The organism is Falsiroseomonas ponticola, from assembly GCF_016805305.1.
GTDB classification, from domain to species: Bacteria; Pseudomonadota; Alphaproteobacteria; order Acetobacterales; family Acetobacteraceae; genus Falsiroseomonas; species Falsiroseomonas ponticola.
Genome location: NZ_JAERQN010000004.1, coordinates 227,621 through 244,614 on the forward strand (window position 1 = coordinate 227,621; position 16,994 = coordinate 244,614).

A 16,994-nucleotide genomic window follows, 5' to 3' on the forward strand; every position below is an offset into this window, starting at 1 on the left:
CGCACAGGGGGTCGGATGGTCCGCATCAGCGTCGAATTGCCGGATGAGGTGGCGGAGGCGCTGTCGCGCCTGGCGCATGGGCGGCAATCGACCCCCGCGGCCCTGCTGTCCCGATGGGCGGAGGAGGCCACCGCGTTCCAGGCAGAACTCGACAGCCGCCTCGAGGAGGGTCTTGCCGACCTCGCCGCCGGCCGCACCGCGTCGCATGAGGAGGTGATGGCTGACCTCGAGAGCTGGGCGGAAGACCTCGAAGCCCGGCACCGGCGTACACGGTGAGGCTGCGCTGGTCCCGCCTCGCCCGGCGCGACCTTGCCGACATCAAGCGCTTCATCGAGGACGACAACCCGCAAGCCGCGTCGGCGCAGGTGGCGCGCATCCGTCGCAGCGCCGCGCGGTTCGAGGAATTCCCGGAGTCCGGCCCGCTCATCACGACGTCGGGCCTGCGCGCCACGGGCGTGCCCGGCACCGCATACCGCATCGTCTACCGCATCGAGGCCGACCTCATCCTCATCGTCGCCGTCTGGCATGGAGCCCGTGCATGGCCCTTCGACCCGCGCTGACCCTCCTCGCCGCGCTCGCCGCCGCGCCCGTCCTCGCGCAACCCGCGCGGGACAGCCTCACCATCGGCATCACGCAATACCCCGCCACCTTCCACCCGAACATCGAGGCGATGGCGGCCAAATCCTATATCGGCGGCTTCACCCGCCGGCCGCTCACGGCGCGCGACCCCGACTGGGCGCTCGCCTGCCTCGGCTGCGAGACGGTGCCCACGCTGGAGAACGGCCTCGCCATCCGCGAACAGACGCCCGATGGCCGCCCCGGCATCCGCGTCACCTGGCGGCTGCGGGAGGGCTGGCGCTGGGCCGATGGCCAGCCCGTCACGGCGGAGGACCTGCTCTTCGCCTGGCAGGCCGGGCGCGACTTCTCCACGGGCTTCGGCGGCGCCGAATTCTACCGCCAGGCCTATGAGGCGATCGTCACCGACCCGCGCAGCATCACGCTCCGCTTCGACCGCGTGACCTTCGACTTCGCCAGCGCCGGCGATTTCGTGCCGCTGCCCGCGCATCTCGAGCGCCCCATCTGGCAGGCCGACCCGCGCGCCTACCGCACCCGCACGCTCTACGAGACGCAGACGACGAACCCCGGCCTCTGGAACGGCCCCTACCGCGTCACCGCCGTCACCCCCGGCAGCGGCGTGACGCTGGAACGCAACCCGCACTGGGCCGGCCAGGCCCCCGCCTTCCGCCGCATCGCCATCCGCACGGTGGAGAACACCGCGGCGCTGGAAGCCCAGCTGCTGGCCGGCCAGATCGACATGGTGGCCGGCGAACTCGGCCTGCCGCTCGACCAGGTTTCCGCCCTCGAACGCCGGATGCCGACACGCTTCCGCTACGCCTACAAGCCCGGCCTGATCTACGAGCATCTCGACCTGCTGCTGGACCTGCCGCAGCTCAGCGACGTGCGCGTGCGCCAGGCCCTCATCATGGCGACCGACCGCGCGCAGATCACGGCCCGGCTGTTCGAGGGCCGGCAATCCGTCGCCCACACCAGCGTCAACCCGCTGGACGGCATGCATGACGACAATGTCCGGCAATGGCCCTTCGACCTGGCCCGCGCCCGCGCCCTGCTGGACGAGGCCGGCTGGCGCCTCCCCTCGCCCCCCGGCGACGGCATCCGCCGGAACGCCGCCGGCGAACGCCTCTCCTTCGACCTGATGACCACCGCCGGCAACCGGTCCCGCGAACAGGTGCAGCAGGTGCTGCAGGGCATGTGGCGCCAGGCCGGCATCGAGGCGCGCATCCGCAACGAGCCGCCGCGCGTCTTCTTCAGCGAGACCCTGCCCCGCCGCCGCTATGGCGGCGCCGCCATGTTCGCCTGGATCAGCAGCCCGGAGAACGTCCCCCGCACCAGCCTGCATTCGGAGGAGATCCCGACCGCGGAGCGCAACTGGTCCGGCCAGAACACGACGGGCTTCCGCAACGCGGAGATGGACGCGCTGCTGGAGGCGATCCCCGTCGAGCTGGACCGCGACCGCCGCCGCGCCCTCTGGCACCGCCTCCAGGCGATCTATGCCGAGCAGCTGCCCGCCATCCCCCTCTGGTTCCGGTCCGACGCGCATGTCTGGCCCCTCTGGCTCGACGGAATCCGCCCCACCGGCCACCTGAACGCCTCCTCGAACTGGGTCGAGGAATGGCGGATCCGGTGATGGCTGCACCAGCAAATCCACGCCCCCACCCCTGATGTTCGACCACCTCTCCCTCCCCGTCACCGACATCCCCCGCGCGCGCCGCTTCTACGACGCCGTGCTCGCCCCCCTCGGCATCCCGCGCGTCTGGGCGGAGGATCGCGCCCTCGGCTACGGCCCGCGCGACACGGGCGCCGCCTACCTCACGCTCCGCCTCTCCCCGGCCGCCTCTCCCCCCGCCGCCCACACCGCCTTCCGCGCCCCCTCGCGCCAGGCCGTCCATGCCTTCCACCAGGCCGGCCTCGCGCAGGGCGGCACCTGTGATGGCCCGCCCGGCCCCCGCCCGCACTACGGCCCCGGCTACTACGCCGCCTTCCTGCTCGACCCCGACGGCAACCGGATCGAGGCGGTGCACCGGTGACGCGCCTCATCGCCGCCCGCCTCGTCCAGGTCGCGATCACGCTGGCGATCCTCTCCTTCGCCATGTTCCTGCTCATCGGCCTGATGCCGGGCGATCCCATCGACCTCGCCATCGCCGGCGACCCGCGCCTGACGGCGGAGGATGCGGCGCGGCTCCGCGCCCTCCACGGCCTCGACCAGCCCCTGCTCGCCCGCTACCTCGCCTGGGCCGCCGCGCTGCTGCGGGGCGAATTCGGCTTCTCCCGCCTCTTCGCCCAGCCCGTCGCCGCCATCATCGGCCCCGCCCTGCTCTCGACGCTCGCCCTGCTCGGTGCCGCGCTGCTGGTCGCGGCGGCCATCGGCCTCGCGCTCGGCATGCTGGCGGCGGCCAGGCCCCGCGCCGCGCCGCTGGTCGATGCCATCGCCATCCTCGGGCAATCCGCGCCCACCTTCTGGCTCGGCATCCTCCTCATCATCCTCTTCGCCGTCACGCTGGGCTGGCTGCCCGCCGGCGGCACCAGCGAAGCGGGCGGCCTCGACGCGCTCCGCTTCCTGCCGCTGCCCGTGGCCACGCTCGCCATCGCCAACCTCGCCGCCTATGCCCGCCACAGCGCCGCCGCGCTGTCCCACACGCTGCGGGAACCCTGGGTCACCGCCGCCCGCGCCCGCGGCAATGGGGAGGCCCGGCTGATGCTGCGCCACGCCTTCCCCAACGCCGCCGTGCCCATCCTGCAGGTCGCGGCGCTGGATGCGGGGGCGCTGGTCGGCGGCGCGCTGATCACCGAAACCCTCTTCGCCCGCCCCGGCATGGGCAAGCTGATCTATGACGCGGTGATGGGCAACGACACCAACCTGGCCCTCATCGCCCTGCTGCTGGTGGCGCTGGTGACCATGCTGGCGACGCTGGCGGCCGACCTCGCCCAGCGCGCCCTCGACCCCCGGCTGCGCGATTCATGAGGCTCTGGCTCGGCCTGCTGCTGCTCGGCACGCTCGCCCTCGGCGCCGCGCTCGCGCCGCTGGCGCAGGGCTGGCTGGGGCATGATCCCTTCGCGCCCGACCTCTTCAACCGCCTCGGCCCGCCCAGCGCCAGCAACCCGCTGGGCACCGACGACCTCGGCCGGGACCTGCTGCTGCGCCTGCTGCATGGCGCGCGGGTCTCGCTGGCCGTCGGCCTCGCCACCGCGCTGGCCGCGACGCTGATCGGCACCGCCATCGGCCTGCTCGCGGCCTGGCGCGGCGGGGCGCTGGACGCCGTGCTGATGCGCCTGGCCGATGGGCTGCTCGCCCTGCCCGCGCTACCCGTCCTCGTCGTCCTCGCCGCGGTGGACACCGGCAGGATCGGCCTGCCCCGGGGCGAGGCCGCTTCCGACATCCTCCGCATCACCATCATCCTCAGCCTCTTCGGCTGGGTCGGCGTCGCCCGCCTGGCGCGCGCCGCGGCGCTGTCGGTGCTGGCGCGGGACTATGTCCGCGCCGCCCGCGCGCTCGGCGCCAGCGAGGCCCGCGTCCTGCTGCGCCATGTCGCGCCCAACATCGCGGGCCCCGTCGCCGTCGCCACCGCGCTGTCCGTCGCCGGCGCCATCCTGGCGGAGAGCACGCTCTCCTTCCTCGGCCTCGGCATCGCGCCGCCCGCCGCCAGCTGGGGCAACATGCTGGCCAATGCGCAGGACCTGGTCTTCAGCGCGCCCATGGCCGCGCTCTGGCCCGGCCTCGCCATCCTGCTGGCGGTGGCCGGCTGCACCCTGGTCGCGGACGGGCTGCGCCAGCGCTGAGGCGCCTCAATCCCGCAGGCTGTCCGGCACCCGCCCGCCATTCTCCGCGAGCTTCCGCATCACCGCGCGGTGCAGCCAGGTGTTCATCGCCGCGCTGCCATCCAGCGCGCCGCCATAGCCCAGCTCCCGCGCCAGCGCCGACCGCGCCGCCAGGCTGCTGTCGAGGTCCAGCAGCTTCATCAGGTCCACGATGGAGCTGCGCCAGTCCAGCCTCTGCCCGGCCCGCGCCTCCAGCCCCGTCAGCACCGCCTCGACATCCACGGGCTGGGCGGGCGCCGCCGTCGCCGGCATCGCGGCGGGCGGTGGCGCGGCGCGTGCCTCATGCGCCGGTTCCGCCGCCGGCATGCTTGCCTGCTCGCTGGCCGGCCGCGCCTCCGCCGGCTTCGGGCCGAGGGTGCTGCCGCGGAAGACGCGGGAGACGATGTCGCCGAAGATGCTCATGGCCGCTGGCCCTGCCCCGTTGAAGCAGCCCCAACGGCGCCCACCGCCCGGCGTTCCGCCGCCCTACCCCTTCACCTCCTCCTCCACCCGGCTGCGCAGCGTCCGCTCCGGCAGCCCCAGCGTCACCAGGAAGGCCGCCGTCATCACAACCCCGCTCAGCGCGAAGCAGCCCGTCAGCGCCGCGCGATAGGCCAGCGCCACCGCCCCCGCCTCCGCCGCCGTCACGGCCTGCGCCGCCTGCTGCGTCAGCTGCGCCAGGCTCTTCCCCTGCGCCCCCGCCGTGATCGCCAGGCTATGCGCCATGATGGTGCCGGATGTCGCGACGCCGAGCGCGCCACCCAGCGACCGCAGGAAGGCCATGGTCCCCGTCGCCGCCCCCACCTCCCGGTGGTCCACCGCGTTCTGCACCGCGGTCGTCAGGTTCGGCATCCCCATCCCCATCCCAAGGCCCAGGGTCAGCAGGGACAGAAGAAAGACCCAGGCCGGCGCCGCCAGCCAGGCGAACAACCCCAGCGAGGCCAGCGCCGCCGCCTCCAGCCCCAGCGCCAGCAGCAGGAAGGGCTTGGTCCGCCCGACGCGGGACACGATCCGCCCGCCCAGGATCGAGGTCAGCAGCATGCCGCCGACCTGCGGCACCAGCATCGCCCCCGCCTCCGCCGGCGCCATGCCGAGCACCAGCTGGAAATAGAGCGGCAGGAACACCGTCGATCCCATCATGGCGAAGACCATCATGCCCCCCACCGCGACGCCCCGGGCGAAGACGGGGTTGCGGAACAGGCGCAGGCGGATCAGCGGCTCCGGCGCCACCGCTTCCCGCCACAGGAACAGCGCCGCCAGGCCCGCCGTGCCGCCCGCCATGGCCGCGGTCTGCCAGGACGCCCAGGGGAATTCCGTGCCGCCCCAGGCCAGCAGCAGCAGCAGCATGGCGGTCGCGGCCGCCAGCAGCAGCGCGCCCAGATGGTCCACCGGCCGCGCCACGCCCGGCGCGCGGCGGCGCAGCCCGATCGCCAGCATCACCAGCGCCAGCACGCCGATCGGCACATTCACGTAGAAGACCCAGCGCCAGGACAGCGTCTGGGTGATGAAGCCGCCGACCAGCGGCCCCGCGACGCTGGCGAGCCCGAAGGTGCCGCTGAACAGCCCCTGGTAGCGCGGCCGCTGCCGGGGCGGCACCACATCCGCCACCATCGCCTGCGCCAGCACCATCAGCCCGCCGGCACCCAGCCCCTGCAGCGCACGGAAGCCGATCAGCTGGCCCATGGATTGCGCCGCGCCGGACATGACCGATCCGCCCAGGAACAGCGCGATGGCGATGAAGAACAGCGCCCGCCTGCCATAGAGGTCCGACATCTTGCCGTAGAGCGGCGTCGTCGTGGTGGAGGTCAGCATGAAGGCCGTGACCACCCAGGACAGATGCGCCATGCCGCCGAGGTCCGCCGCCATGCGCGGCAGCGCGGTATTGACGATGTTCTGGTCCAGCGCCGCCAGCAGCATGGCCAGCAGCGCGCCCGCCAGCACGATCCGCAACTGCGTCGGCGTCACATCGGGCCCAGCCCCGGACGTCTCGACAGGCGTCGCCGCCCTGGGCCTGCTCGCTTCGTTCACCACGATTCCTTCGGCAACGCTGTGCCCGGCGCGCCATGCCTATCGCACCCCGCGGGGCGGTGAAAGCGCGCCAGCCCGTCGCGTTCCGCGCGATGGATGACGCATGGGTTAAGCCTGGGATAGATTGTTCCCTGGCGAGACCGGGACGACCCGGCCCCAGGAGGAAACCCATGAATCGACGCATGCTGCTGGGCGCGGCCCTGCTGGCCACGCCTGTCCTCGCCCGCCAGGGCGCCGCCCAAGGCGCCACCTGGCCCGGCAACCGCCAGGTGCGCATCGTCATCACCTATCCGCCCGGCGGCACCACGGATTTCGTAGCGCGCCTCTACGCCCAGTCGCTGGCGGCGCAGACCGGCGCCAGCGTGGTGGTGGACAACCGCAGCGGCGGCGGCGGCGTCGTCGGCTGGACCAACGTGGTGCGCAGCGCGAATGACGGCACGACCCTGCTGCTGACCGACAATTCGCTGGCCACCGCCCCGCCCCTCTACCCCAATCTCGGCTTCGACATCCGGCAGGACTTCACGCCGATCTCGCTGCTGGTGGACTACCCGACCGTCTTCGTGGTGCCCGGCAGTTCACCCGTGCGCACGCTGCGCGAATACGTGGAGAGCGTGCGCGGCAAGCCGGCCGACGCCAATTTCTACGGCTCCATGGGCGCGGGATCCTCGCCGCATCTCTACACCGAATACCTGCAGGACATCGCGGCCATCCGCATGACGCATGTGCCCTATCGCGGCATGGGCCCGGCCTTCGCGGATCTGCTGGCCGGGCGCATCGGCCTGCTGATCGCGGCCCCCGCCACGGTGATGGGCGCCATCGCCGATGGCAGGGCGCGGGCCATCGCCATCGGCACCACCGGCGGCCGCATCCCCGGCCTGCCCGATGTCGCGACCGCGAAGGAACAGGGCTTCGACTTCACCTATTCCTTCTGGTACGGCCTGCTCGGGCCGCGCGGCATGGATCCCTCGCAGGTCGGCGCCATCAAGGCGGAATGCGACAAGGTGCTCGCCAATCCCGAGAACCGCGCCCGCTTCCTCCAGCAGGGCGCCACCCCCGTGGCCGGGGACGGCGCGGCCTTGCGCGCCGTGATGGACAGCGACCTGGAACGCTGGAGCGCGGTGGTGCGGGAGAAGGGGATCAAGCTGGAATAGCTTGCACGGGGGAAGGGCGAAGGACTATATTCCTGCAATCATCGGCCGTCCCGCGGGGAAGGCGCTGCCTTCCCCGCGCCCCGGGGACCCCCGGGGCCGATGCGGGCCTGGACCCGCGCCAGGGGCACCGCGAAAACGGTGCTAAAAGCACTAAATCGGCATAAACGGCTAAATGCGCTGTATTTTCTAAAACATTCCCTGACCGCGCGTTCAGCTTCCGATCTCGCCCCCATCCCGCTTCACGATGGCGATCACCGAAGGCCGCGGCGGCCGCCCCGGCTCGAAATCGGGCCAGCGGGTGGAGGGGTTCTCGTAGGTGCTGCCGGTATCCTCCCCGGGATGCTGGATCGCCAGGAACAAGGTCCTGTCATCCGGCGTGAAGCAGGGGCCGCAGACCTCCGCGCCGGTCGGCGCCTGGTAGAAGCAGCGGGTCAGCGCACGGCCATGCCCGCTGGTATCCGCGGCCCAGATGCCATCCGCGATGCCCGCGAATTCCGGCCCGCCATCGGTGGCGATCCAGGCGCGGCCCTTGCTGTCGAAGGCGATGTTGTCGGGGCAGGACAGCCAGCCGCTGTCGCTGGTGGCGCGATGATACTGCGTGCCGGGATCGACGCCGGGCTTGCCCGCGGCGATGAACACCTCCCACCGCGCCTCCGTGGCGGAGTGATCGACACGGCCCGTGCCGGCGCCGGGGTGGATCACCTCCAGCACATGGCCATGGATGTTGTTGGCGCGGGGGTTGCCCGGCCCCGCCTGCTGCGCGGTGCGGCGGCTGTTGTTGGTCAGCATGACATAGACGCGGCCATTGACCCTGTTGGTCTCCACATCCTCCGGCCGGTCCATCGGCGTGGCGCCCAGCAGGTCGGCGGCGCGCCGCGCCTCGATCACCACATCGGCCTGGCTGTGGAAGCCGTTGGCCGGCGTCAGCGGGCCCTCGCCATGCGTCAGGGCCAGCCAGCGCAGGCGGCCCTGCTCCTCGAACCTCGCCACATACAGCGTGCCGTCATCCATCAGGTCGCGGTTGGCGGCGCGGTCGTTGGGGTTGAAAGGGCGCGCGGTGACGAATTTGTAGAGGTACTCGAAGCGCTCATCGTCGCCCATGTAGAAGGCCACGCGCCCGTCGCTGCCGATCGCATGCGTCGCCCCCTCATGCTTGAAGCGGCCGAGCGCGGTGCGCTTCACGGGAACGCTGGTGGGATCATAGGGATCGTATTCGACCACCCAGCCGAAGCGGTTCGGCTCGTTCGGTTCGCGGTCCAGGTTGAAGCGCTCGAAATGGCGGAACCAGGCGTAGCTCGGCTCCGCGATGATGCCGTAGCGGCGATAGGTCGCGGCCTCCGCGCCCGTCGTCGCGGCGGCGCCGCCGAAGTAGTTGTTGAAGTTCTCCTCCGCCGTGATGACGGTGCCCCAGGGCGTGTTGCCGCCGGCGCAATTGTTCAGCGTGCCCAGCACGCGCGTGCCGGTCGCATCCGCATTGGTGCGCAGCCGCGCATGCCCCGCCGCCGGGCCGCTGATGCGCATCGGCGTGTTCATGGTGATGCGCCGGTTCATCGCGCCGCCCGGCACCGCCTTCCAGGTGCCGCCTTCCTTCCGCACCTCGACGACGCTCATGCCATGCGCCTCGATCTCGACCGCCGCCTGCGCCGCGGTGGTGCGCCCGCGCGCGGCGCGGCCTTCGCCGATGCCGGCGAACATCAGGTTGGTGTTGGTGTATTCGTGGTTCACGCAGAGCAGGCCATGCTCGCTGTTGCGGCTGCCCGCCGGCAGCGGCCAGTAGTCGAGGTAGTCGCAATTGTAGCCGAACTGCCGCGCCTGCGCGGCCGCCGTCTGCGCCATGGGGTCGTAGGGGGGCGCGCCGTCCAGCACCGGGTCGCCCCAGCGGATCACCGTCTGCGCCTCATACCCCTCCGCCACCGCCTGGTTCTGGCTGAGCTGGTGGCGAAGCTCCGGGAAGGTCAGGGTGGAGGGCCCGCCGCGCACCGGCACGGGCAAGGGCTGCGCCACCGCCGGGGCGGCCGCCACCGCCGCGGCCGCGCCCAGCACCCCGCGCCGCGTCAGCCTGGCCGCGATGATCTCCCCCATCGCGCGGCCGGGCGCGGGATTGCTGCCGATATCCTCCAGCTCGATCTCGTCATCCATGGCTGTTCCCCCCATCGTGTCATCGAAGTGTCACAATGGGGCTCCCGGCTCACGGCGCCGTCAAGCGTCAACCGCCGATGGCACCGCCGGCGTTCCGCGTGATCGTCAGCAGCGCGCTGCGCGGCGGCAGGCGGTTGTCGAAGGCGGGCCAGCGCGTGGCCGGCCGGTCGAAGCTCGCGCCCGGCTCCGCGCCCGGCGTGCGCACCACCAGCAGCAGCGAATCGCCCTCCGGCGTCGGTGCCGCGCCGCCGATCGCGCCACCGCGCGGCGCCGCATGGACCGGCAGCGGTACCGCCCGCCCCGGGCCATCGAGGTCGCAGGCGAAGGCCATGTCGGGCGCCGCCCCGGGCCGGCCGGCACGGTCCGTGCCCAGCCAGAGCCGCCCGCGCGGGTCCACCGCCAGCGTCGCGGGGTAGCGCGGCACCGCCGTGTTCGCCGGCATGTCGCGGCCGTAGCGCCCGCCCTCCGCGCCATCGCCGGCCAGGAACAGCACCCGCGCGGCCAGGCGCGCGCCGGCGGGATCGCCGGTGATCTCGATGACATGGCCGGGATGCGCGCCGGGCCGGGGGTTCAGCGCATCCACCCGCGCCTCGCCCCGCGTCGTGCCGGCGCGGCAGGCCAGCAGCAGGCGCTGCCGCCGCGGGTCCATGGCCAGCGCGGCGGGCGTGTCGAAGGGCGTGGCGCCCGCGGCCTCCGCGGCCCCGGCCGGGTTCAGCAGCGACCCCTCGCCCAGCAGGCGCCAGGTGATGGCGTCCCCCTCCACCCGCGCCACGGCCAGTTGCCCGGCCTCCAGCGCCTCGCCCTCCATCGCCTTCCCAGCGGAGACAAAGCGGTAGAGGAAGCCCATCGGCCGTCCATCGGCCAGGAAGACGACGGCGCGGCCATCATCGGTGACGGTCGCCGCCACCGCCTGCGCGCCGATCCGCCCCAGCGCGCCGCGCTTCACCGGCACGCTCTGCGGGTCCAGCGGATCGACCTCCGCCACCCAGCCGAAATGCCGCCCATCCCGGAAGCGGGGGTCGAGGTCCTGCAGCCGCGCCAGCCAGCCGGCGGGGTCCTGTTCCGCCAGCAGCAGCGTGCCCCAGGGCGTCGCCGTGCCCGCCACGGGGCCGAGCAGCCCCACCACGCCGCCACCCAGGCCCACCGGCCCGCCCATGCGGCAGAGCGTCGCGGTGCCGAGACGGCGGCTCTGGAACCCGCCATCCACCAGCACCCAGCGCCCGCCTTGGCGTTCCAGGTTGAGCAGCGAGGCGCCGGACATGGCGGCGGCCACCGCCGGCCGGTCCCGCCCGCCGGGGAAGGCCATGGCGGGATCGACCTCCGGGTGCACCACCGCCACCACCAGCCGCGCCACGCCATCGGCGCCCATCGGCGGCGCCACCAGCCCCGCGAGCCGCGCATCCCAGCCGAACTGGCCGGAGACGCCATCGGCGGTCGGGTTGCGCGGGTCCCAGGGCGCGGCGTCGAAGGTCACGCGGTCGCCCCAGCGCACCAGCACGTCCCGCCGGTGCCCCGGCGCCACCCAGTCATCCGGCCGCACCGCCGGCATCGCGGGCGGCAGGTCGAGCGTCGTCACCTGCGCCCGGGCCGGCAGGGCCAGCAGCGCGGGCGCCGCCAGCAGCAGGCGGCGGCCGATCATGCGAAGGCGGTCGCGCCCGCCGGCGGCGCATGCACCGTCACGGGCGGCGGCTCGCCCGGCCAGGCCTCGATCTCCACCAGGCAGGATTGCGCGGCGGAACCCTGTCCGAGGCGGGACGTCCCGACATCGGAGGTCAGCACATTGGCGTTGCCGTGGATGCAGGCGGCATCGGTGGCGCCGGGCCTCGCCGGGTTCCACCAGGCGCCCGTCGCCATCGCCACCACGCCGGGGCGGATATCGGCCGTCACGCGCAGCCCCGCCGCGACCGCGCCGCGGGCGTTGAAGACGCGGACGACCTGCCCATCCACCAGCCCGCGCGCCGCGGCATCGGCCGGGTTCATGCGGATCGGCTCCCGCCCCTGGATCTTGTCCGCCGCCGCCACCGGCCCGCTATCCAGCTGCCCATGCAGCCGGGTGGAGGGCTGGAAGGACAGCATGTGCAGCGGGAACTGCGCGGCCAGCGCGGAGCCCAGATACTCCGTCGGCTCCCTCCACACGGGATGGCCGGGAGTCTCGGCATAGCCGAAGGAGGAAATGGTCTCGGAGAAGATCTCGACCTTGCCGGAGGGCGTGTTCAGCGGGTTGGCCGCCGGGTCCGCCGCGAACTCCGCGAACTGGACGTAGTCCTGTTCCGGCGCGGGAACCTCGACGAAGCCCTCGGCCCAGAAGCGCTCGAAATCCGGCACCTCGACGCCCTGCGCCGCGCAGGCCTGGCGCCAGCGGCCATAGAGGTGGCGGAGCCACGCGCCCTCATCCCGCTGTTCCGTGAACTGGGCGCGGAAGCCCGCGGCATCGGCCAGGTCCGCCAGGATATCGACGTCGTTCCGCGCCAGGCCCTGGGGCGGGATCGCCTGGTGCATGGCGCGCACCCAGCGGTCGCGGGACGCGCTGCCGATGTCGTTGCGCTCCAGCGTCGTCGTCGCCGGCAGCACGATGTCGGCATGCCGCGCGACGGCGGTCCACCAGGGTTCCTGCACCACCACCGTATCCGCCCGGTTCCAGGCGCGCAGCAGGCGCCCCAGGTCCTGGTGGTGGTGGAAGGGATTGCCGCCGGCCCACCAGATCAGCCGGATATCGGGCAGCAGCAGGTCGCGGCCATTGTACTGCAGGATCTCGCCCGGCCGCTCCAGCAGCTCCGTGACGCGGGCGACGGGGATATAGGCGCCGCAGGGGTTGCGCACGGCGGGGCCGGCGACGGAGGGCACTTCCTGCCGCGGCGTCCCCATCCCGTTCATGGAGCCATAGCCGAAGGCGATCCCCTGCCCCGGCTTGCCGATGCCGCCCAGCATGGCGGCAAGCGCGACCAGCGCCCACCAGGGCTGCTCCCCATGCTCCGCGCGCTGGATGGACCAGGTGGCGGTGCACATGGTGGGGCTGCCCGCGGCTTCCAGCGCCAGGCGGCGGACGGTGGCGGCGGGCACTTCCGTGATGGCTTCCGCCCAGGCCGGCGTCTTCGCCACGCCATCGGCCAGGCCCAGCACATAGTCGCGGAAGCGGTCGTAGCCGACCGTGCAGCGCGCGAGGAAATCCGCATCCTCCCGCCCCGCCTCGATCAGCACATGGGCCATGGCGAACATCATCGCCGCATCGGTGTTGGGCCGGATCGGCACCCATTCCGCACCCAGGAAATCGCCCACATCGCCCTTGAAGGGGGAGATGTTGACGAAGCGCACGCCCGCCGCGGCGGCGGCCTTCATCAGCGGCACGTATTCATGCCCGCCCGCGCCGCCCGAGGTGACGAGCCCGTTCTTCAGCGGCAGCCCGCCGAAGCAGAGCATGAGCTTCGCGTGCTTCCTGATGCTGGCCCAGTCCGTCACCGGGCCCTGGATGACCTCGTTGGTGCCCAGGATATGGGGCATCAGCGTCATGCCGGCGCCGTAGGAATAGTTCGTCACCTGCGCCGTGAAGCCGCCGCCCATGCCGAGGAAGCGGTGCAGCTGGGTCCGCGCATGGTGGTAGCGCCCGGCCGAGGACCAGCCATAGGACCCGCCGAGGATCGAGGCATGGCCGTGTTCGGTCCGCACCCGGGCGGATTCCTCCGCCACCAGCCGGATCACCTGGTCCCAGCCCATCGGCACGAAGTCATCGCCGCCGCGGGACGACCCGCGCCGTTCCCCCTTCAGCCAGCCGGCGCGGACATAGGGCTGGTCGATGCGCGCCTTGCCGTGCACGGCCTCCGGCATCGAGGCGAGCAGCGTGCCCGGGAAGGGATCGCGCGCGAAGGGGCGCGCCTCCACCAGGCGGCCCTGGTCCACCACCGCCTCGAAGGAGCCCCAATGGGAGCCATGCGGCTTGATCTCGGTCATGTGAAGTCTCCGGCCCCGCGGCGGGTGAGTGCGGGGCAAAATGCGACGAACACCGGCACGCCGCAACCAGGACGGGCGTCAGGGCAGATGACGCGGCGCGAATGCCGTTCTAGCATCCCGCGAACGCCTCTTGAGGAAGAACCACTCCCATGACCCCGCCCGCCACGCCGGTCCGGAATTCCAACGCGGAACGCGACATCGCGAACGTGCTGCATCCGTATACCGACCACCGTGCCCATGCCAAGAACGGCCCGCTGGTGATCGCGCGCGGCGAAGGCGTGAAGGTTTGGGACGACCAGGGCAAGGAATACATCGAGGCCGTGGCCGGCCTCTGGTGCGCCTCCCTCGGCTTCTCCAACCATCGGCTTGCCGAGGTTGCCTATGAGCAGATGAAGAAGCTGCCCTTCTACCACGCCTTCACGGCGAAGTCGCATGAGCCGCTGATCGACCTCAGCGAGATGCTGATCGAGCGCGCGCCCTGCCCGATGTCCAAGGTCTTCTACGCCAACAGCGGGTCGGAGGCGAACGACACCGCCATCAAGATGGTCTGGTACTACAACAACGCCATCGGCAAGCCCGAGAAGAAGAAGATCATCTCGCGCCTCAAGGCCTATCACGGCATCACCATCGCCAGCGGGTCCCTCACCGGCCTGCCGGCGAACCACAAGATGTTCGACCTGCCGGTCTCCGACCGCTTCATCCACGTCTCCACGCCGCACCACTACCACGGCGCCAAGCCCGGCGAGTCCGAGGAGGATTTCGCCACCCGCCTGGCGACCGAGCTGGAGGAGACGATCCTGCGGGAGGGGCCGGAGACGGTCGCCGCCTTCTTCGCGGAACCCGTGATGGGCGCCGGCGGCGTGATGGTCCCGCCCGCCACCTATTTCGACAAGATCCAGGCCGTGCTGCGGAAGTACGACGTGCTGTTCGTGGCGGACGAGGTGATCTGCGGCTTCGGCCGCACCGGCAACTACTGGGGCTGCCAGACCTACGCCATCACGCCGGACATCATCACCTGCGCCAAGGCGCTGTCGGCCAGCTTCCTGCCGATCTCCGCCATCATCATCAATGACCGAATCTTCCAGGGCCTGGCGGATGGCTCCGCCACCATCGGCACCTGGGGCCACGGCTTCACCTACTCCGGCCACCCCGTTGCCGCCGCGGTCGCGCTGGAGACGCTGAAGATCTACGACGAGCTGAACATCGTCGAGCACGTCAACACGGTCGGCGCCCATATGCAGGCGAAGCTGCGCCAGCGCTTCCTGGACCACCCGCTGGTCGGCGAGGTGCGCGGCATCGGCATGGTAGCGGCGATCGAGCTCGTCGCCGACAAGGCCGCGAAGAAGAACTTCGAGCCCTCCGCCAAGGTCGGCCCGCGCCTCGCCAAGCTCGGCGAGAACGAAGGCGTGATCCTGCGCGGCCTGGCCAACGACACCATCGCCTTCTCGCCCCCCCTCATCATGAAGGCGGATGAGGTGGATGAGATGGTGGAGCGCACCGGCCGGGCGCTGGACGCACTCGCGGTGCAGCTGCGGCGGGAGAGCCTGACGGTCGTCTGAGGGGGGGAAGGATCGTCCCCCTCACCCAACCCTCTCCCCCCCTCTCTCCAGGGGCCGGGGGAGAGGGCTTTTCAAGTTTGCCGCTTCATTAACCGCCGGCGCGCCAAATTGGCCCTGCGACAGCAGAAGGCAGCGCATCCATGGCGGCAGAAGGCCGGTCCTTCCGGGACCTCACGGGCCAGGCCATCCGCATCAAGGCCGTCGATATCGGCGCCAACCCGATCGATGGCGACCCGCCCTATGCGACGCTGCTCCGCGCCGGCCAGGCGGAGGTGGTGGGGTTCGAGCCCGATGCCGCCGCACTCGCCACGCTGAACACCCGCAAGGGCCCCGATGAACGCTACTTCCCGCACGCCGTCGGCGATGGCGGCCGCCACACGCTGCGGGTCTGCCAGGCGCCGGGCATGACATCCCTGCTGGAGCCCGACCCCGCGACGCTCGCCCTGTTCCACGGCTTCCCCGAATGGGGCCGCGTGCTGGACCGCGTGGAGCTCGACACGGTGCGGCTGGACGATGTGCCGGAAACCGCGGGCGCGGATCTCCTGAAGCTCGATATCCAGGGGGCGGAGCTGATGGTGCTGCGCCACGCGCAAGCGCGGCTGCGCGATGCGCTGGTGGTGCAGGCGGAGGTGGAGTTCCTGCCGCTGTACCGGGACCAGCCGCTCTTCGCCGACGTCGATGCCTTCCTGCGCGGCCAGGGCTTCGCCTTCCACCGCTTCTTTCCGCTGAACAGCCGGGTGATGGCGCCGATGGTGGTGGGCGGCAGCCCCTATGCGGGGCTCAGCCAGATGGTCTGGGCGGACGCCATCTTCATCCGGGACCTGACGAGGCCGGAGGCGCTGGACGACCGCGCGCTGCTGGCCATGGCGACGATCCTGCACGATTGCTACGGATCGGCGGATGCGGCGCTGCGCCTGCTGATGGAGCATGACCGCCGGCATGCCGGCGGGCTGGCGGGGCGCTACCTGGCGGGGCTCTAGCCTTCCGCCACCGCGCCTTCCGCCAGCATCCGCTCCCGCAGCTCGGGCCAGAGCGGCACCTTCTCCCCGGTGTCGTTGCGCGTCACCACGCAGACCGCGCGGCCCGTGCAGCAGGCGACGCCGTCGCGCCACATGGCGTAGTCATGGATGAAGGAGGTGCGGCGGAAGGAGACGACGCGGCTGCCGAGCACCACCTTCTCCGCGAAGCCCGCGGCGCGGTGGTACCTGGCCTCGATCTGCGCCACCACCGGGCCGGGCCTGGTGGGGGAGATGGGCAGGCCCGTCAGCGCCTCCCAATGCGCGATGCGCATATCCTCGAAGATGGTCAGGTAGGCCGCGTGGTTGACGTGGCCGTAGAGGTCGCATTCGGACCAGCGGATCACATGGTCGCGCAGCAGGGGCCAGGTGGTGCCGTCCATCACGCCGCCTCCGCCGGAAGCGTTCCAGTCGCCGGCTCCGCCGGCACGGGCCTCGGCTTCCGCGCCTCGTCGATCGCGACGAAGGTGAAGACCGCTTCCGTCACCAGGAACATCTCATCCTCCGACCGTTCGCGCCGCCAGGCCTCGACCTCGATGCGCATGGAGGTGCGGCCGACCGAGACGATGCAGGCATAGATGCTGACCTCGTCGCCCACCAGCACCGGGCGGTGGAACTTCATGCCGTCCACGGCAATGGTGGCGACGCGGCCGCGCGCCCGGCGCCCCGCGGCATTGCCCGCCGCCAGGTCCATCAGCCCCATCAGCCAGCCGCCGAAGATGTCCCCGGACGGGTTCGCATCCGCCGGCATGGCGGTGGTGCGCAGCTTCAGCTCCGCCGGC

At 72.0% G+C, this 16,994-nt stretch carries 16 protein-coding genes; 9 read left to right on the forward strand and 7 right to left on the reverse strand.

Annotated elements, in window-relative coordinates:
* Positions 1-15 precede the first annotated feature (15 nt).
* From JJI54_RS14370 to JJI54_RS14395, 6 genes are read left to right on the forward strand one after another with little or no spacing between them, the layout of a single operon-like run.
* Positions 16-276 (forward strand): CopG family ribbon-helix-helix protein, encoded by a 261-nt coding sequence (locus JJI54_RS14370; RefSeq protein ID WP_203073692.1) that lies wholly within the window; start codon positions 16-18, stop codon positions 274-276.
* Positions 273-560: a type II toxin-antitoxin system RelE/ParE family toxin gene (locus JJI54_RS14375; RefSeq protein ID WP_203073693.1), complete on the forward strand. Its 288-nt coding sequence runs from the start codon at positions 273-275 to the stop codon at positions 558-560. Before JJI54_RS14370 ends, JJI54_RS14375 begins: the two co-directional genes overlap by 4 nt.
* Entirely contained in the window at positions 539-2,206 is a 1,668-nt protein-coding gene (locus JJI54_RS14380) for a peptide ABC transporter substrate-binding protein (RefSeq protein WP_203073694.1), read from the forward strand. The genes JJI54_RS14375 and JJI54_RS14380 overlap by 22 nt, the downstream gene beginning before the upstream one ends.
* 34 nt (positions 2,207-2,240) lie before the next feature.
* A complete protein-coding gene (locus JJI54_RS14385) occupies positions 2,241-2,606 on the forward strand; it encodes a VOC family protein (protein WP_203073695.1) in 366 nt (121 codons plus the stop codon).
* Positions 2,603-3,541, forward strand: a complete 939-nt coding sequence (locus JJI54_RS14390) for an ABC transporter permease (protein WP_318987509.1) — start codon at positions 2,603-2,605, stop codon at positions 3,539-3,541. Before JJI54_RS14385 ends, JJI54_RS14390 begins: the two co-directional genes overlap by 4 nt.
* Positions 3,538-4,356: an ABC transporter permease gene (locus tag JJI54_RS14395; protein ID WP_203073696.1), complete on the forward strand. Its 819-nt coding sequence runs from the start codon at positions 3,538-3,540 to the stop codon at positions 4,354-4,356. Before JJI54_RS14390 ends, JJI54_RS14395 begins: the two co-directional genes overlap by 4 nt.
* A 6-nt stretch (positions 4,357-4,362) precedes the next feature.
* Here the strand turns inward: JJI54_RS14395 and JJI54_RS14400 are convergent, their stop codons facing one another.
* Both JJI54_RS14400 and JJI54_RS14405 read right to left on the reverse strand, forming a co-directional pair.
* Positions 4,363-4,797, reverse strand: a complete 435-nt coding sequence (locus JJI54_RS14400) for a DUF3597 domain-containing protein (RefSeq protein WP_203073697.1) — start codon at positions 4,795-4,797, stop codon at positions 4,363-4,365.
* A 63-nt stretch (positions 4,798-4,860) separates the two neighbouring features.
* The gene (locus tag JJI54_RS14405) at positions 4,861-6,339 is read right to left on the reverse strand and encodes an MDR family MFS transporter (protein WP_318987510.1); all 1,479 of its coding nucleotides are present in this window, start codon (positions 6,337-6,339) and stop codon (positions 4,861-4,863) included.
* 233 nt (positions 6,340-6,572) lie between these two features.
* On the opposite strand from JJI54_RS14405, the gene JJI54_RS14410 reads away from it, so the two are divergent.
* Positions 6,573-7,553, forward strand: coding sequence for a Bug family tripartite tricarboxylate transporter substrate binding protein (locus tag JJI54_RS14410; RefSeq protein WP_203073698.1), 981 nt, complete (start codon positions 6,573-6,575; stop codon positions 7,551-7,553).
* Positions 7,554-7,763: 210 nt separating this feature from the next.
* Here JJI54_RS14410 and JJI54_RS14415 read toward each other — a convergent pair whose 3' ends face one another.
* The 3 genes from JJI54_RS14415 to JJI54_RS14425 form a co-directional block, all read right to left on the reverse strand.
* Entirely contained in the window at positions 7,764-9,692 is a 1,929-nt protein-coding gene (locus tag JJI54_RS14415; RefSeq protein ID WP_203073699.1) for a PhoX family protein, read from the reverse strand.
* Positions 9,693-9,759: 67 nt separating this feature from the next.
* Positions 9,760-11,331 (reverse strand): PhoX family protein, encoded by a 1,572-nt coding sequence (locus JJI54_RS14420; RefSeq protein WP_203073700.1) that lies wholly within the window; start codon positions 11,329-11,331, stop codon positions 9,760-9,762.
* Complete coding sequence (locus JJI54_RS14425; RefSeq protein ID WP_203073701.1) at positions 11,328-13,637, reverse strand: molybdopterin-dependent oxidoreductase; 2,310 nt, start codon at positions 13,635-13,637, stop codon at positions 11,328-11,330. The genes JJI54_RS14420 and JJI54_RS14425 overlap by 4 nt, the downstream gene beginning before the upstream one ends.
* A gap of 149 nt (positions 13,638-13,786) precedes the next feature.
* Here JJI54_RS14425 and JJI54_RS14430 point away from each other — a divergent pair, with 149 nt between their 5' ends.
* The gene (locus JJI54_RS14430; RefSeq protein ID WP_203073702.1) at positions 13,787-15,196 is read left to right on the forward strand and encodes an aspartate aminotransferase family protein; all 1,410 of its coding nucleotides are present in this window, start codon (positions 13,787-13,789) and stop codon (positions 15,194-15,196) included.
* A gap of 140 nt (positions 15,197-15,336) precedes the next feature.
* Positions 15,337-16,176, forward strand: coding sequence for an FkbM family methyltransferase (locus tag JJI54_RS14435; RefSeq protein ID WP_203073703.1), 840 nt, complete (start codon positions 15,337-15,339; stop codon positions 16,174-16,176).
* On the opposite strand, the gene JJI54_RS14440 is transcribed toward JJI54_RS14435, so the two are convergent.
* Both JJI54_RS14440 and JJI54_RS14445 read right to left on the reverse strand, forming a co-directional pair.
* The gene (locus tag JJI54_RS14440) at positions 16,173-16,595 is read right to left on the reverse strand and encodes an acyl-CoA thioesterase (protein WP_203073704.1); all 423 of its coding nucleotides are present in this window, start codon (positions 16,593-16,595) and stop codon (positions 16,173-16,175) included. The genes JJI54_RS14435 and JJI54_RS14440 overlap by 4 nt on opposite strands.
* Complete coding sequence (locus JJI54_RS14445; RefSeq protein ID WP_226381796.1) at positions 16,595-16,963, reverse strand: acyl-CoA thioesterase; 369 nt, start codon at positions 16,961-16,963, stop codon at positions 16,595-16,597. The genes JJI54_RS14440 and JJI54_RS14445 overlap by 1 nt, the downstream gene beginning before the upstream one ends.
* Between the last annotated feature and the right edge of the window lie 31 nt (positions 16,964-16,994).

Coding starts and splice junctions, on each gene's coding strand:
- JJI54_RS14400 (WP_203073697.1), bottom strand. CDS start 4,797: ATGAGCATCTTCGGCGACATCGTCTCCCGCGTCTTCCGCGGCAGCACC.
- JJI54_RS14445 (WP_226381796.1), bottom strand. CDS start 16,963: ATGCCGGCGGATGCGAACCCGTCCGGGGACATCTTCGGCGGCTGGCTG.
- JJI54_RS14370 (WP_203073692.1), top strand. CDS start 16: ATGGTCCGCATCAGCGTCGAATTGCCGGATGAGGTGGCGGAGGCGCTG.
- JJI54_RS14395 (WP_203073696.1), top strand. CDS start 3,538: ATGAGGCTCTGGCTCGGCCTGCTGCTGCTCGGCACGCTCGCCCTCGGC.
- JJI54_RS14415 (WP_203073699.1), bottom strand. CDS start 9,692: ATGGATGACGAGATCGAGCTGGAGGATATCGGCAGCAATCCCGCGCCC.
- JJI54_RS14380 (WP_203073694.1), top strand. CDS start 539: ATGGCCCTTCGACCCGCGCTGACCCTCCTCGCCGCGCTCGCCGCCGCG.
- JJI54_RS14435 (WP_203073703.1), top strand. CDS start 15,337: ATGGCGGCAGAAGGCCGGTCCTTCCGGGACCTCACGGGCCAGGCCATC.
- JJI54_RS14410 (WP_203073698.1), top strand. CDS start 6,573: ATGAATCGACGCATGCTGCTGGGCGCGGCCCTGCTGGCCACGCCTGTC.
- JJI54_RS14420 (WP_203073700.1), bottom strand. CDS start 11,331: ATGATCGGCCGCCGCCTGCTGCTGGCGGCGCCCGCGCTGCTGGCCCTG.
- JJI54_RS14385 (WP_203073695.1), top strand. CDS start 2,241: ATGTTCGACCACCTCTCCCTCCCCGTCACCGACATCCCCCGCGCGCGC.
- JJI54_RS14425 (WP_203073701.1), bottom strand. CDS start 13,637: ATGACCGAGATCAAGCCGCATGGCTCCCATTGGGGCTCCTTCGAGGCG.
- JJI54_RS14430 (WP_203073702.1), top strand. CDS start 13,787: ATGACCCCGCCCGCCACGCCGGTCCGGAATTCCAACGCGGAACGCGAC.
- JJI54_RS14440 (WP_203073704.1), bottom strand. CDS start 16,595: ATGGACGGCACCACCTGGCCCCTGCTGCGCGACCATGTGATCCGCTGG.